Origin of the sequence: Haloarcula rubra, assembly GCF_019599465.1 — an archaeon.
Lineage (GTDB): Archaea > Halobacteriota > Halobacteria > Halobacteriales > Haloarculaceae > Haloarcula > Haloarcula rubra.
On sequence record NZ_RKLR01000016.1, the window covers coordinates 18,040 to 33,199 of the forward strand.

General features: G+C 56.9%; 11 protein-coding genes and 1 pseudogene. 7 read left to right on the forward strand and 5 right to left on the reverse strand.

What is annotated here, in order from left to right; genetic code table 11:
- Positions 1-21: 21 nt before the first annotated feature.
- The 3 genes from EGH21_RS21455 to EGH21_RS21465 all read left to right on the forward strand — a co-directional run bounded on the left by EGH21_RS21455 (position 22) and on the right by EGH21_RS21465 (position 5,076).
- Positions 22-1,056, forward strand: a complete 1,035-nt coding sequence (locus EGH21_RS21455) for a histidine kinase dimerization/phospho-acceptor domain-containing protein (RefSeq protein ID WP_220620456.1) — start codon at positions 22-24, stop codon at positions 1,054-1,056.
- Positions 1,057-1,639: 583 nt separating this feature from the next.
- A complete protein-coding gene (locus EGH21_RS21460) occupies positions 1,640-2,278 on the forward strand; it encodes an SWIM zinc finger family protein (protein ID WP_220620457.1) in 639 nt (212 codons plus the stop codon).
- A 53-nt stretch (positions 2,279-2,331) separates the two neighbouring features.
- The gene (locus EGH21_RS21465; protein WP_220620458.1) at positions 2,332-5,076 is read left to right on the forward strand and encodes a TFIIB-type zinc ribbon-containing protein; all 2,745 of its coding nucleotides are present in this window, start codon (positions 2,332-2,334) and stop codon (positions 5,074-5,076) included.
- Positions 5,077-5,114: 38 nt separating this feature from the next.
- Here the strand turns inward: EGH21_RS21465 and EGH21_RS21470 are convergent, their stop codons facing one another.
- Positions 5,115-6,905, reverse strand: a complete 1,791-nt coding sequence (locus tag EGH21_RS21470; RefSeq protein ID WP_220620459.1) for an FAD-binding protein — start codon at positions 6,903-6,905, stop codon at positions 5,115-5,117.
- Positions 6,906-7,019: 114 nt separating this feature from the next.
- On the opposite strand from EGH21_RS21470, the gene EGH21_RS21475 reads away from it, so the two are divergent.
- Entirely contained in the window at positions 7,020-7,832 is an 813-nt protein-coding gene (locus EGH21_RS21475) for a helix-turn-helix transcriptional regulator (protein WP_220620460.1), read from the forward strand.
- Between the two features lie 106 nt (positions 7,833-7,938).
- On the opposite strand, the gene EGH21_RS21480 is transcribed toward EGH21_RS21475, so the two are convergent.
- The 4 genes and pseudogenes from EGH21_RS21480 to EGH21_RS21490 all read right to left on the reverse strand — a co-directional run bounded on the left by EGH21_RS21480 (position 7,939) and on the right by EGH21_RS21490 (position 11,989).
- Entirely contained in the window at positions 7,939-9,345 is a 1,407-nt protein-coding gene (locus EGH21_RS21480) for an FAD-binding oxidoreductase (protein WP_220620461.1), read from the reverse strand.
- 211 nt (positions 9,346-9,556) lie between these two features.
- Positions 9,557-11,344 (reverse strand): PAS domain-containing protein, encoded by a 1,788-nt coding sequence (locus EGH21_RS21485; protein ID WP_220620462.1) that lies wholly within the window; start codon positions 11,342-11,344, stop codon positions 9,557-9,559.
- A gap of 111 nt (positions 11,345-11,455) precedes the next feature.
- Positions 11,456-11,674, reverse strand: a pseudogene (locus tag EGH21_RS24250) (AAA family ATPase); the annotation flags it as partial.
- Positions 11,675-11,689: 15 nt separating this feature from the next.
- Complete coding sequence (locus EGH21_RS21490; protein WP_220620463.1) at positions 11,690-11,989, reverse strand: hypothetical protein; 300 nt, start codon at positions 11,987-11,989, stop codon at positions 11,690-11,692.
- A 679-nt stretch (positions 11,990-12,668) separates the two neighbouring features.
- Here EGH21_RS21490 and EGH21_RS21495 point away from each other — a divergent pair.
- From EGH21_RS21495 to EGH21_RS21505, 3 genes are all read left to right on the forward strand, one after another.
- Complete coding sequence (locus tag EGH21_RS21495) at positions 12,669-13,865, forward strand: Cdc6/Cdc18 family protein (protein WP_220620464.1); 1,197 nt, start codon at positions 12,669-12,671, stop codon at positions 13,863-13,865.
- 295 nt (positions 13,866-14,160) lie between these two features.
- Entirely contained in the window at positions 14,161-14,487 is a 327-nt protein-coding gene (locus tag EGH21_RS21500) for a hypothetical protein (RefSeq protein WP_220620465.1), read from the forward strand.
- 183 nt (positions 14,488-14,670) lie between these two features.
- Positions 14,671-15,147 carry an AN1-type zinc finger domain-containing protein gene (locus EGH21_RS21505; protein ID WP_220620466.1) on the forward strand — a complete coding sequence of 159 codons (477 nt, stop codon included), beginning with the start codon at positions 14,671-14,673 and terminating at the stop codon, positions 15,145-15,147.
- The last annotated feature ends 13 nt before the right edge of the window (positions 15,148-15,160 follow it).

Genomic DNA, 15,160 nt, shown 5'->3' on the forward strand with positions numbered 1-15,160 from the left:
ATCGGGTCGGGTATCCTTATTATGATCTCCTTGCTCTGGCACCCGTTTTCTCACACGTTGGACAGATACTCAATTGGTTATCTCATAGTTGTATTAGTCCTTATTAGTGGAGCCGGACTGGGCCTTCTCTATGGGGGGTATTGGCATTTGCATAACCCCCTCCCTCGCGACCGATATCCCCGTCTGTTGGGGTGGCTGCTGGCAGGTGCACTCTTGCTCATGAGTATCGGTGTAATCAGTCTGTATCTCGGCTCGGTTCAGATCACGCAGGCGGAACTCTTCGCTGTACTGCACTTAACGAGTTCTCTTGGGATTGCTACCGGGCTACTGGTTGGGACTGTCGAAGCTACTGCAATCGTCCAGTCACGGGCCGCTGCGAGGACTGAGGCGAAGGCGAGAGCGCTTGAGCGTGAGCGTGACCGCATCTACCGACTTACTGGGTTGCTCCGCCATCATATCTTGAATAGTCTTACCGTCATTTCTGGGTATGTCGATTATTTATCGACGGATATCCCTCCAGAGGATGAAGAAAAGCTGGATGCCATTGATGAGCGCATTAAGACGATAACGACACTCATTGAGAATATTCGCACTCTGTCGACGACTTTGCAAGATGATTCGCCACAGACTCAGTACGATGTGGAGGTGCTTTTTAAAAAGGTCTGTGAAGAGGTCGCACCGCCACAGACCGTTTCGATTACCATCCCGACCGACACTCCAACACTCTATACCACAGTCACATTTGAGCAGACACTGTGTCTGCTGTTTGATGCGTTGGCTGACGTGTTCGATGCTTCGGACACGTTCACAGTTACTGCATGTGGATCGCATGAGGGCGTCACGATATCCATTTCGACAGCAGAGCCAAAAGCACTGACACAGGAGTCATTTTCTAGGGCTGGACCTGAAACCGATGTGAAATTCGCACTCGCCCGGGAATTGCTCACCAGTTCTGGGACGTTACAGTTGGATGATTCGCAAGACACCACTCTTGCATGCCAATTCACGGTAGACACACTTGCAAGCTGTAACGATAACCTGACGGACAACCAATGAGCAGTCCTCGTGCAGGTAGCTTCGTCAGACAGAGTGCCACAGTAGCCCATCTATAGACCGCTTTTCCTCAGTAGGGATGTTTATTCGATTTTGGTCACGGTTACCGCATACGTGGCACCACACTCACCACACACAGCCGTCACACTCACCTGTGTATCCCCACCTCTGGTGAAATCGGAGATCTCAGCCCCACACCCACAATCAAATCGGAATTCCATACAGATTAATTATGAAGCTGAATACTGATAAGTACGTCGTGCATTATCTCTCTGAGAGAAAATGACTGGCTACCAGACACTTTTTTGCTTTCCAGCAGATGTGGGAAGAAACATCTTCTAGTTGTTATTGTATCTGTGAGGATGTGAAATCAACTAGGGGAAGTCAGTGTAGGCGACACTCATCAGTGGGTTAAAAACGGTTGGGAGAGTGGGTCTCTAGCCAGGTAACCGAACCGTGGTTTTGTACACCCCCTGTTTGTGCGGGGCGTTCCACAGTGGGCGCGCCGTCTGCCAACCATGTCTACCGTTACAGTCACATCTAAGAGATCGCTCGCGACTGCCGTCGACGGGATAGGGGTCTATCGATGACCGACGACAACGCCAACCCGGACGACCGGACGGTCGCAGCGCTGACCGACGTGATGACTGTGCTGGATTCGATCGCCCAGGGTGCTGACGCTCCGGACCTGTACCTCGTGGTGTCGGGCTCCGGGTCGGCATACCTCGTCGACACGGCCGAGGGCCGGTGTGAGTGTCCAGACGACACACATCGGCCGGTCGAGTGCAAGCATCGCCGGCGTGTCGCATTTGCCATCGGCGAGCGCCCCATCCTCGAGTGGGTCAATCCGGCGGCACTCGATGATCAGTTTGGATTGCACGTCAATGCCGATCGGCGCCGAGCAGTTGCTGATGGTGGCGACGTCCGGACGCCGTCTGACGAAAGCAAGGGTACTGGGTCGGCCAGTGGCCCGCTTGCCGTCGAGGCCGACGACGATCCACGAACAAAGCGTGCGAAGCGCGAAGATATCGACGTCTCGTTTCTCACGAAGCCCGGCCGGTACGAGGTGTATTCGGCATCCGGTCGTATCTACGAGGTCGACGTTATTGAGAAGACGTGTAGCTGTCCGGACGACGCGGCGCGATGCAAGCACCTCCGGCGGGTCGAGATCGAGATCCGAGCAGGGTTGGTCCCTCGGCCGGACGGTCGACTTCCGGATGCGTAACCGGCACGAGCCGAGTGGGTTTGCGTCTCTCAGGGGATTGAGAGAGTCTTCTCATGGCTTCGAGCACTGTCCAGCAGGAGTCGGACGTATCGACACAGCAGTATCCAGAATGTGGCGGTGACCTCGTTCAGGATGCACATGAAACCCACTGTGGAGTGTGCGGCTTCGTCGTCAAGGACGAACCCGTCGACCACGGACCCGAGTGGACCGACCCCTACTCCGGCGAGCAGATCTTCGGCGGCGCTCAGGCCGTCATCAACCCGCCCGAAGAGGACGCCTTCCGCGAGCAGGCACTCCACTACCACGACTTCGGTCCGCTGCGGGACCGGGAGACGGGCGAGTTCGTCACTCCTGACGAAGAGCACAACCTGAACGCTGGGACGATGGCGATCAACTGCCGGAACTCGCCGTTCTACCACTGCGACGACGAGGATGCAGCGTACGTCCACAGCTCCCAGGTTCACGGCGATCCAGAGACGCCGGTGATCGAGGCCTACGAAAGCGACGAGATTCGGTTCCGGTTGTTCCAGGGCGCCTACGAGGAACAGCCCAACTTCGGACTCCACGGTCTCCGATTCGATCCAGAAGGATTCGCCGAGCAGGACATGGTCTCGCAAGTCATCGGCACGTCCGAGGCGTTCACTTTCAGGGTTCCTCCGGAAAAGACTCAGCAGGATTTCGAGCACATCACCAACCCCAATGATCTCCCGGTCCGTGACTACCGGTATGGATCGAACATCATCGACGACATTTGGACCGGGATGTGGGGACTGCTCCGCATCTGGGGCGGGGAAGTTGACCACCTCCAAGCGTTACCCGAGGTGGGCGCACCTAACACGTCGATTTCTGACGACGAACTCCGAGCAATGGGCCACCCGGTACCGTTCTCGGATCCCGATTGGACCGAAGAAGGCCAGCGTGCGAAACTCATCTACGACGAAGACGATGACAGGGATTTCCCACCGGACAAGGACGCTCGGCGGAACGATGGTGTTGGAGCGATTCCCCCAACGCCCGAGGGAGACAGCAAGGGTCCGAGTAATCCGTGCCCCGACAAGGGACCAGATCGAACGTTCGACATTACGGCCTTCCAGGTCGACATCCCGTACAATGACTACGGCGATCACGACGAACACGGCGTCGTCTTCGCCCTCGACAGGTACGTCGATGAAATCAAGAGCGGTGATCGGCCCGTCGAACCGCTGACACTCCACGCGAACAAAGGCGACTGCATCGAGATTAACCTCACGAACGACCTACCCGATGATCTCGACAACAACCATCCCCACCCAAAGATGCGGGTGTCCCAGGACTGGGAGCGATCGAGTCGGATTTCACTCCACCCGATCCAGTTGATGTACGACGTCAACGGGTCGAACGGGTCGACCGTCGGGTTCAACCACGATACCACGGTCGGACAGAACGAGACGATTACCTACCGCTGGAACGCCGACGTGGAGGTGGGGACCGCGCTCCTGTGGGACATGGCCGACGTCAGGAGCACCCGTCACCACGGCGCCTTCGGTCAGTTGGTGACCGAACCCGATGGGTCGTTCACGCTCGATAACGAAACCGGCGAGGTCAACGTCACGAAAGCGGCGTCGATGATTAAAACAGCGGACGACGACCCCGATTTCCGCGAGAACGCGCTGATATTCGCTGACGGACAGTTCATCCTCAACCGGGATGATCCCGAGGACTGTATCGTCCCACCGGGGCCCGACATCGAGAACCCAGATGATCCCTGTACGCAACTCGGCGACTCTGAAGACCAGGGGTTCGGCGGCATCAACTACCGCTGCGAGCCCTTCGTACGTCGGTTTGAGAACAACGACATCCAACACCTCGTCTATAGCTCGAAGGAACACGGCGATCCCAACACGCCCATCTGGAAGGCAGTCAGGGACGACCCGGTCAAGTTCCGGGTGGCCTCGGGAGCGAACAAGGCTCGGGCGGTCGCGTTCCACCTCGCCGAACACCAGTGGCAACGCTTCCAAGAAGTCGTGGAGGCATCCATCATCGGCGTCGACGGGCAACTCCCTGGGCGGGCGTTGACCATGGACCTACTCGGTGGTGCCGGCGGGTTAGGAAGCGACAGCGGCAACGGTGATTACATTTATCAAGAGACGAAACAGCGCCGCCGGCTCGAAGCAGGACTGTGGGGTATCTTCCGTGTCCATCAACAACCCGAGAAATTCCCCGGGAGAGGAGTCCAGCCGCTTCCGGACCGAGCGGGAGAAATTCCGCTCGCGGGCCGGCCGGAGTTTGTCGTTCAGACAGGCGACGTGGCCGGGATCGGAAACCAAGATACCGTCATCGGTGTGCCCGGAAGGAATATCGGTGCCTTCCAGGCTGGTGCAGCGTACGTGTTCACGGATACTCCTCCGGGACGGATCACTGATCTCGCGGACGCCGACCTCCAGATCCCGAACGAGACCGCACAGCAGCGTGTCGGTACTGACATCCGCCTCGTTGCGAGAGACGCCGGCGGCCAAGACATCGTCGTGGCCTCCACAACCGAGGACGATCGGATCATTGAGGGCGGCCAGCCACTGCTCGATCTCATCGAATCTCCGCCATCATCGGAGATTGACGACTTCATTCGGGGGACGGCCAACACCAACGTCAGAGCGATCGTCCCCTTCGACGAGGTGTCGAGATCGGAGACCGAAACCGACACCGGCAATGGCGGTGGGAAGGGGAACGGTGACGGGAACAACAAAACAAAAACCGTAGTAGCAACGGTGAGGGACGCGGAATCCAGGATAAGTACTGGAGGTGTGGACGAGGACTGCTAATTCTGGTGGCTCACTCCGTGTAGATTCGAAACAGAGAGTTATTCGGAGGGCGTGATGTTCTGATTCAGCCGAAACAGGTTCGTCGGATCGTATTTATCTTTGAGTGCGACCAGCCGCTCGAAGTTCTTTTGACCGGCCGCCGACCGCACTAACTCTTCACCCTCCTCGCCGAAACCGGGGAAGTTCAGGTACAGGCTCCCGTCCGAGAAGCGGTGCATGTCCGCCCACGCCTCGCGGGTCCAGGCGACGATCTCCTCGGTGTTGGAGGGGTCCTCCCACGTCGAATCGAAGCTTAGCATGTACGCGGGACTTCGGTCACCGTAGGACGTTTCGGTCGAGCCGACGCGCTGCATAGCACCGCCGTGATGCCAGAGCGGGATGAGGATACTCGATGCGGGCCGATCCTCGACGATCGAGATGATCTCGTCGATGATCTCCTCGTCGAGGCGATGCAGATTGATCGACTTCCAGTAGTGGCACAGTTCGCCCTCTGGGAAGAACGGGTCGAACAGCTTCTGAACCTGCGTGAACGGCATTCGTCCACTCAGGTCGATGAGCGGCTTGGCGAGGTCACGGAGCGGCCAGAGGATGCGCTCGCCCTCCTCTGCCGGGCCGCAGTGCATAGCGGCGACGGTGACGATCGGCTCCCCGTGCGTCTCTTCGGGGAAATCGGGAACGGCGGGCACCGACCAGAAGACCAACTCCGAGGACACCTCCTCGGGTGCGTCAGCCATGAAATCCCGCCACGCGGGGACCACTTCGCGCGCCGTCGCGAGCGGGTACATCACGCCAGCGAACATCACTTTGGGACCGACCGGATGGAGACGGTACTCGAAACTGGTGACGACGCCGAAGTTGCCACCACCACCACGAATCCCCCAGAACAACTCGGGGCTCTGGGTCTCGCTCGCGGTGAGGAACTCGCCGTCCGCGGTCACGATGTCTACAGAAACGAGGTTGTCGATGGACAGCCCGTACTTCCGGCGGAGCCATCCCATCCCGCCGCTCAAGGTCAGCCCCGCGATGCCGGTGATTGAGACGACGCCACCGGGCGTCGCCAGCCCGAACTGCTGGGTTTCGTGGTCGAGCTCGCCCCACGTCACGCCTCCTTCCGCACGGACGGTCTGGGCATCAAGGTCGACGTGAACTCCCTTCATCCGGGAGAGATCGATCACCAGCCCGCCGTCACAGACGGCCGTCCCGGCGACGTTGTGCCCGCCCCCACGGATCGCCACCAGCAGGTCGTTCTCGCGGGCGAAGTTTACGGCGTCGATGACGTCCGCGACGCCCGTACACTGAGCGATGAGCGCCGGGTACTTGTCGATCACCCGATTCCAGACCGCACGCGCCTCGTCGTACTCGTCGTCGCCCGGGCGAATCACGTCGCCCTGGAACCCCTCGACGAACGCCTCCACGTGGGTGTCGTCAAGCAGGGTTCCGGACCATTCGATGATGGAAGTATTCTCGATATCGAGGACTACAATACCGGAGACGGTGGTCTCACCGTCCTCGTCGTCGGAGTCGCGGCCCGGAGACTGTTCCGCCGGGGCCCCGTGACCGGACACTTGGATCACCAGTGTTCCATCTGCGACGGTGACATCGTCGATTGTCAGGTCGAAGTCGGAGACGGCATCCCTGGTCCGCGTGATGTACCGTTTGTAGCAATCTAGGCCGATTCCAGTAGTAGGTTCCGCGGGATCGTGGACGACGACATCGGAGGCACACAGGTCGTCAATCCTGTCGAGGTCGCCATCGTCCCAGGCCGCGTCAACGAGGGTGCGAGCGAGCGTTTCGTGGTCAATCGGTGTATCCGTGTCCCGGTGAGACATGGTAGAGGCTACGGCCGGGGAACAAATGTAAGCAACTAGTGATATTTTTGTCCCAATTGAGATCGTCTCGGCCCCTGAGACAGACCTATTATCAAAGACCGCGAATTCATGCGTATGACGGCGATTCGACCCGAGGATCCCGACCTACTGATCGACCTGATCCGGCGCTCACCACTGCTCGAGGAGCTCCAGCAGGATGCGCTCGACCGGGCAGAGCTCCAGGATCGGCTGGCCGTCTCGAGGGCTACCTGCCACCGGCATACGCGAACTCTCGACGAATTGGGCGTCATCGAGCGGGTTGATAGTCACTTTCAACTTACCGAGGCAGGGTGGCTGCTCACGGATGCACTCACCACGTTCAAACGAGACGCTAGGTCGGCAGTACAGCTCGCTCCCGTGCTAGACGCGGTAGGGGATGCACCAGGCGAGATCGACGCCAAGGCGTTCGCCGACGCGACCGTGACGAGCGCTGAGCGCGGCGACCCGTACAGCCCGGTGGCCCGTTTCATTACGCTCGTCCGGGAGACGGAGGCGCTCCGCGGGCTCGACATGGACGCCATCGCCCCGCTGTACATGGACGAGATCCAGAAACGTATCGTCGGCGGGATGGAGACGGAGGATATCACGCATCCCGGGGCCGTCAAGGACTCGCTCGATGGCTACCCAGACAAGTGCATGGAAGCCTGCGCGAGCGGCTACCTCACGGTCCAACTGTACGACGATCTCCCATTCGGGCTCGCTATCTTCGATGATCGGGTTGGGATCGGCGTCTGTGAACAGGGCACCCGAAACCTCCGCGTATTCGTCGATACGGACTCGCCAGCGGTGCGTGAGTGGGCCGAGTCAGTCTATGAGGTGTACGAATCCGAGGCGATTCTGCTGGAGGAGTACACCCAACAGGGTTTCAGGGAAGCTATTGAAGCCTGAGAAAAAACACTCCGCGCCCTTCCGGACCGGTCCTATCGGGGAATGGCTCCGAGCTCTCGCCACTCCCGGACACCGGACCGGTGATTCGACCGACAACGGATAGCCCTCAGGGCGTTGGTTCGATGTTCTGGTTGAGGTGGAAGACGTTGTCGGGGTCGTACTCAGCCTTGATGTCGGCGAGCCGCCTGTAGGTGCGCTCGCCGTAGGCCTCACGGACCCGATGAGTACCGTCGTCGGCACCGAGGAAGTTTACGTAGACTCCCTCTCGATGGGGTTCGAGGGCCTCGAAGAACTTACGGGTCCACTCCGTGTCTGACTCGGCGAAGTCCTCGTCGGGCCGCCACACGCCGTTGATGTTGATATTGTGCGGCGCGTTTCGACCGGCGTAGGCGGTAGCATCCTCGGGGACACGACTCACCGCACCACCGAGGTGGAACATCACCGCGTACGACCGGGGTGACTCCGCGGCGAAAGCATGGTCAATGAGCACGTCGATTAGATCGTCGGACAGTTCGGGCAGGTCGGTCGACTTCCAGTAGTAGTGCCAGCCGTGGAGGACGGTGCTGTCGAGTCCACTCTGGTGGGCCAGGTAGGGCTTGCGGGAGACGAGGTCGAGCAGCGGCGTGCCGTATTCGCGCAGCGGTCGGAGGACGTGCTTGCCTTCCTCGATGTCACCCGCGTAGCAGGTGGAGACGGCCACGGCCGGTCGCCAGTGAAGTTCCTCGGGAACGACCGGGATGGGTGGGATGGTCCCGAACTTGACGACTGTGCCCAGCTCGTCGGGCGCATCCCGCACGAAGTCGCGGTAGAAGCGCAGCACGCCGGCGGCGGCATTCGCCGTCCAGAACACGGGGCCGGCGAGCACTGCAGGACCGACCGGGTGGAGCGCGAACTCGAAGGACGTCACGATCCCGAAGTTCCCGCCACCGCCCCGCAACGCCCAGAATAGCTCCGGATGCTCGTGGTCCGAGGCTCGGAGGAACTCACCATCGGCGGTCACCATATCAACGGAGCGCAAGTTGTCGACGGTGAGGCCGTGCTTGCGCATCAGCCAGCCGATTCCACCACCGAGGGTGAGCCCGGCGACACCAGTGTGGCTCACGACGCCGCCTGTGGTCGCCAGTCCGTGGGCCTGGGTCTCGTGATCGACGTCACCCCACAGGGCACCACCCTGTACGCGGGCGGTCCGCGCATCGGGGTCGATCCACACGGCCCGCATCTCCGAGAGATCGACGACGAATCCATCATCACAGACGGCGGTGCCAGCGACGTTGTGGCCGCCACCACGCACCGCGATTTCGAGGTCGTGCTCCCGGGCGAAGTGGACCGAACTCGCGACATCAGCGGCACCGGCACACTGGGAGATCAGTCTTGGTCGCCGGTCGATCATGCCGTTCCAGACCTCCCGGCCCTCATCGTAGCCCTCGTCGCCGGGACGGAGCAGGGTGCCCAAAAGCGTGTTTCGGAAGTCTTTGAGGGCTGTTACGTCAGTGTCGCTTTCCGTTTGTGTCATTGTAGTCACTGTCCCGCGATCACCTCGACACCTCGTCTCACTCGGCCCCTCACACAGAGAGCGGTCACTTCCGCACTACGTGACCTACAACGTTAATTGTTACCAATACACAATGCCTGCTGAGGCCAGTCTCTATATGTGTCACGCACCTTCTGTCAATGTCTGATGGTTTCAACATAGCCCTTGAATCAACATTGAGCGCTTTACCGAGTCATGCAGGACTGTCCACATTAGTGAATTCGAATCTGGCACCACCTTCAGGACTTTCAGCCAGCGAAACCTCCCAGCCATGCCCTGCGGCAATCTGTCTGATGCTGACCATGCCGAGTCCTGCACCGTCGTCTTTCGTCGTGAAGCCCGGCTTAAAGATCGTATCCGGTGATTCGTCCGGCAATCCCGGTCCAGTATCCTCGTAGTAGAACCCATTGGGAAGAGTCCCGACGCGCATTGTAGTGCCGTCACCCCCGTGCTCGATCGTATTATGCACGAGATTCTCGGCCAGTCGAGCCAATGCCTGCTTGTCGGCGACAATCACGTTCGAATCGGCGACGTCGACCGAATGCGATCCACCTTCGGACCACCTCACGGACTGGAATACCTCCGCAAAATCGACGGGTTCCAGGTCGTTTACCAGTTGACGCTGACGCATCACATTGGAGAGATCGTCGATCAGTTCGTCCAACCGGTCTGCAGCTTGCTGTGCCTCCGTCAGACGCTCCATCTCACCCGATTGCATCGCCAGTTCGATGTTACCTCGGATAACAGACAATGGGTTCTTCAGATCGTGTGAGACGACTTCGGCGAACTCGCTCAACCACTCGATCTGGTCTTCCATCGCAGTTTGTTGAGCCTTCAGTTCGGTCACGTCGCGCTGGAAGCCGACAAAATGCGTAACTGTACCGTCCTCGTCTTCGACAGGAGAAATCTCTAGATAGTTCCAGAACGGGTCACCATCTGCATCGTAGTTCAAGATTGCTGTCGAGATCGATTCCTCGTTATCGATGGCCTTGCGTATCGCGGTGACTGTCTCTGGGGTTGTGCCTTCACCTTGCAAGAAGCGACAGTTCTTCCCGAGAATCTCTCCTCGGTCGTACCCAGTCAGCGTTACGAACCCATCATTCACGTAAACGAGCGGATTGTCCTCCTGGGTAGGATCGGTGATCGTAACACCGACCGACGCTGCATCCAGTGCCCGGTTCTTGAGTTCCAGTTCCTGTTTCAGTTCGTCCTCTGAAGCGAGACTTTGGACCAGACAGACGTGCCCGCCGTCGTCAGTTGGTGTCAAGACCAGTCGCTCACTCACGGTCTCTCCGTTTTTGGTCAATCCTGTAGCGTAGCCGCTCCACGAGCCACGAGAGTCTAATTTCGGGAGAATCTCGTTCGTGAATCGGTCGGCTTCTGCGTCGGGGTACAGCATCTCCCAGTGCTGACCGATAATTTCGGCTCGTTCCCGGTCATAAATCTCGGCGTAGGCTTCGTTCAGGTACTGGTAGATTCCGTCTTCGTCGATGATTCCAATGCCTTCCTGTGCGGATTCGATGGCCCTGAAGCCCCGTTGTACCTGCTCTTCTGCTCGGTGTTTTTCGACGAGATTCTCTATCTTGTTCGCGAGGACTGGGTATTCTTCTGGCCCACCCTTCTGGAGATACTCGTCGACACCTGCTGAAATAGCCTTACTCGCGATCTCTTCACTTCCCTTTCCAGTAAACAGGATGAACGGAATATCGACCCCTTCATTCTGTACCGCATTCAGAATCGCCAACCCATTGAGTGTCGGCATATCGTAATCACAGACGATACAATCGTACGCGCCCTCGATAGCCTCGGTTAGACCAGTGGTTGGGTCCGTCACCGTCGTCGTCTCTGCTTGCTCTAATTCATGTTCAAGAAAATCGGCAGAGAGCTCTATCAAATCTTCGTCATCATCGATCAACAGTACTGAAATCTGCTGATCGTGCATATCGAAAGGGGCGATATCATTCAATGGGGCCGAGGGCATACACTAGTTGATGCGATTCAAGGATTAAACAGTAATCACTAGGTAGTCAGCCAGCAAGTAATCGGATTGATAAATATGCCACAGATTGAGGCTCTCAATGGGGCCGATAGATCACGTCGTTCGGAGATGGTCCGTCCGGGGTTCCCCCTTTTGCTTCAGTTTCTCTATCTCGTGTTCTGCTTTGGACTCGTCAATCCCGACACGGCGAGCGTTGCGGACGACTTGCTGGATGTGTGCTCCTTCGTCGAAGCGTTCCTCAAGCTCGTCGATAATGCCCCGGATATTCTGTATCCGATCTCGTTGAGATGTAGTCCCTGTGATCACATCGTCACCGATGATGAACTGCTATGGATGTGGGGTTCCGACGTCGGCGTCACCACCGACGAACTCGTTGACACTATCCTCAGTGGACTCGTCGTACAGGTTCACGACGAACTGGTGGGAATCAGCATCGACCTCGGCATCAACGTCAACCAAAACCTCGTTCGGCAATGCGTTGTCGAGTTCATCTCGGAGTTCTTCCTCAGCTTCTGTAGATAGCTCATCAGCACGGTCCATGTGCTCTTCGCCCTTGTCGATGTGAGCCGAAGCGTTTTCGAGCACTGCAAGCGGTTCATCCGGAACGGTTTCATCCCACTCTGGCATATGCGCTCTGTCGTTCCTCGTCCACTTTTGTGATTCGGACACACCGGGTTTCCGGTGAAAATACCACATCTCTCAACACTGACGGTGCCAACCAATCGGAGTGCTTGCTCAGTGCCCGGGGTTGCTCTCAAAAATGGCTGGGACACACACCGGGTTTCCGGTGAAATCTCGGTAGAGAGCAGGAAGGCAAAGACCGATAGGTCTCACAACTCGGATTATCCAGAAGTGCCACAATAACACCTCAAACCTGTGGGTTCCACCTTCTACGATTTGGGCCAGAGGAAGATCTACAAGAACATGACGTCCTACCGAAATAGACCTGTTCTCAATTGCTGTCTGACATAGTTTTAATACAGTTCCTTCTGTACAGGTCCGCAGAACGTTCACACCGTTTTAGAAGACGAACTGACGTTCGTCTGTATTTTGCCGAAGTCGATTCGAAATTTCTTCGCGACGATTGCGTTGTCAGCGGCAGCTTCCAGTCGGTCCACTCGACGATTTCCTCTGTATCAAGATCTATATACCAATCAGACAGGATTCGACACAACGTTTCCGGTGAGTCACAACCCCTGTTTCGTCTGGACCAGATACACTCACTACTCCTATTTCACCGGAAACCCGGTGTGCGTGTGTCGGGGAAAGTATCAAGACGTTTCACCGGAAACCCGGTGTGCAAGGGATGTCTGACTCCGACGATCTGTTTATTCGTGAGGACCCAATCTTCGTCAACAAGGAACTTCTTGAAATCAGTCACCTCCCCGACGAAGATCGTATCGTCGGCCGTGACGAAGAAATCAGCCAACTTGCCAACGCTGTCAACCCAGCCATTTTCGGACAGAGTCCGAGCAATGTTCTGATCTACGGGAAGACTGGCACTGGCAAGTCACTGTGCGCGAAGTACGTCTCGAGCCAACTCGTCAGCACAGCCGAAGACGAGGGCGTCGACGCTATCTTCGCATACGTCGACTGTGCACAGGACACGACGGAGACTCAGGCCGTTCAGACCATTGCTGATAGCGTCAACACTCCTGAGGCCGACATCTACATCCCGGACAAGGGAATCAGTACGGCCACCTACTACAAGCGCCTCTGGCGCATTCTCGACGCGCACCACGACGTCGCGTTAATCATCCTTGACGAAATCGACAAACTGGAAGACGACTCCATCCTGATGCAACTCTCTCGAGCTGGTGAGGCCGGGAAGATCGAGGACTGCAAAATCGGTGTTATCGGCATCAGTAACAAAATCAAGTACAAAGACCGGATGGACGAACGGGTCAAATCGAGCCTCTGCGAGCGTGAGTTCGTCTTCCCACCATACGACGCAACGCAACTCAACGAAATCATGGAGGCTCGAAGCGACGCGTTCCGCGATGGTGTGATTGAGGATGGCGTCATTCCCCGGGCTGCCGCACTCGCTGCTCGCGAACACGGCGATGCTCGGAAGGCTATCGATATTCTTCGCTACGCCGGCGAAATCGCGCAGTCGACGAACGCCGACACCGTTCCCGAGGACTTCGTGGTCCAGGCGAGAGAGCGAGCTGAAACAGACCGTTTCAGCGAGTTAATCAGTGGCTCGACACCGCACTCCAGATACGTTCTGCAGGCCCTGACAGTCCTCTCGCTAAACGATGAGGACGCCACCGGCTACCGAACGACTCGCATCTACGACGTGTATGAGGACATCTGTCGGCAGGAGGGCGCTGACGCACTCTCGCTGCGGCGAGTTCGAGACCTTCTCAAAGAGCATGCGTTCCTCGACGTCATTGAGCAGAGTCGCCATAGTGGTGGGAGTGCCGAAGGGAGTTACACCGAACACGAACTCCTCGAAGACCCGGAAGTGGTGAAAGAGGTTCTCGAAGACAACATCGAGTAGCTATCCGGTTAGCGTTCTCGAACAGTGACCGTTCTCAGAAGTCGTGCTGAATAAACAGCGTGAATCTATCGGTGATATACAGAGTGATTCGTATTTAGTAATGGAGACTGGTCAGCTGGAATAGCCGCTACAGTTACCTCATTTCTAAACACAGACGGCACAAATGGGACTATTTCGAAGTGATAAGTGGGAGTGTAATCGTTGTGGGGAGACTTATCGGTCAAATCCATCCGAGTGTTCTGAGTGTGGATACACTGTCCTCACCCAATATCATGAAGGCGAAGGGAAGTCGTCCATGGGTCGGAAAACACAACCCGCATCCGACCAAGAATCACGGAAGGTAGTTTGGTACTGTGATAAGTGCAAACAGAAACACATAGATGAGCCAGAGCAGTGCAAAGTCTGTGGAACAGAGGAGTTCGAGAGGGCTGGTGGGAAATCAGCCAAACCCGAAGAAGTCCACCAGTACACGCGCCCTGACGATGATGCCGAGACAATCTCGAACGTCCGTGAGGCCACGAGTTCTCCAGTCCAGCCGGAATCCGATGATAACAATCTCGGTCTCTATGCCTGGTTCCTACTGCTCGTGATTTTCGTCGCACTCATCTTTTACTTACTCTAATTTTATTGAAACGACCTGTCTTGGCAAGAAAGCCAATCTTCGTTGCCATGTATGACGATGTCTTCCCATAGTACAATGTCTTTGATGACTGGTCGTCCTGTATCGTGAACTACTGAATCCACACGTTGCTTCGGGCCAGTCATAATATTGATAATAACCCGTCAGTTATATTTTGAGCAGTGGATGGCTAGCTGTAATATCTGTGGGGAAGATAGTGGGCTCTCCAATAATTGCACGTACTGTGAAGGAACATTCTGTTCTGAGCACGTTCTCCCCGAAAAGCACAACTGTCCTGCGCTTCGTTCAGCAGAGACCTTGGGCCCTGAATTTCGCGAAGCAAAGCGGGATGTTGTTTTTGGGGAAGGGGATGATAGCCAATCAGGAAATACGTCTGGACAACCGAAAAAACCAGATACCGATAATTTTGGAATCAAAGATGAGGAGAAGGTAAATCAAGAACCTACGCAACCAAAAACCGATTCAAACCCACCTTCGAGAGAGGCTGAATATGAGAGTAGTCCTAACGTAGCTACCGACGGGAGTATTGTAGGAAGAGAAGCAGCGGAATCTGCATCCCAAACAGCAAGCAATCTCGCTACGCCAGTTCAGAAACTCTTTGCTGGTGCTATACTAAGAGACGAAACTAATCGTCAATTCTAACTTGGTTCGTTAC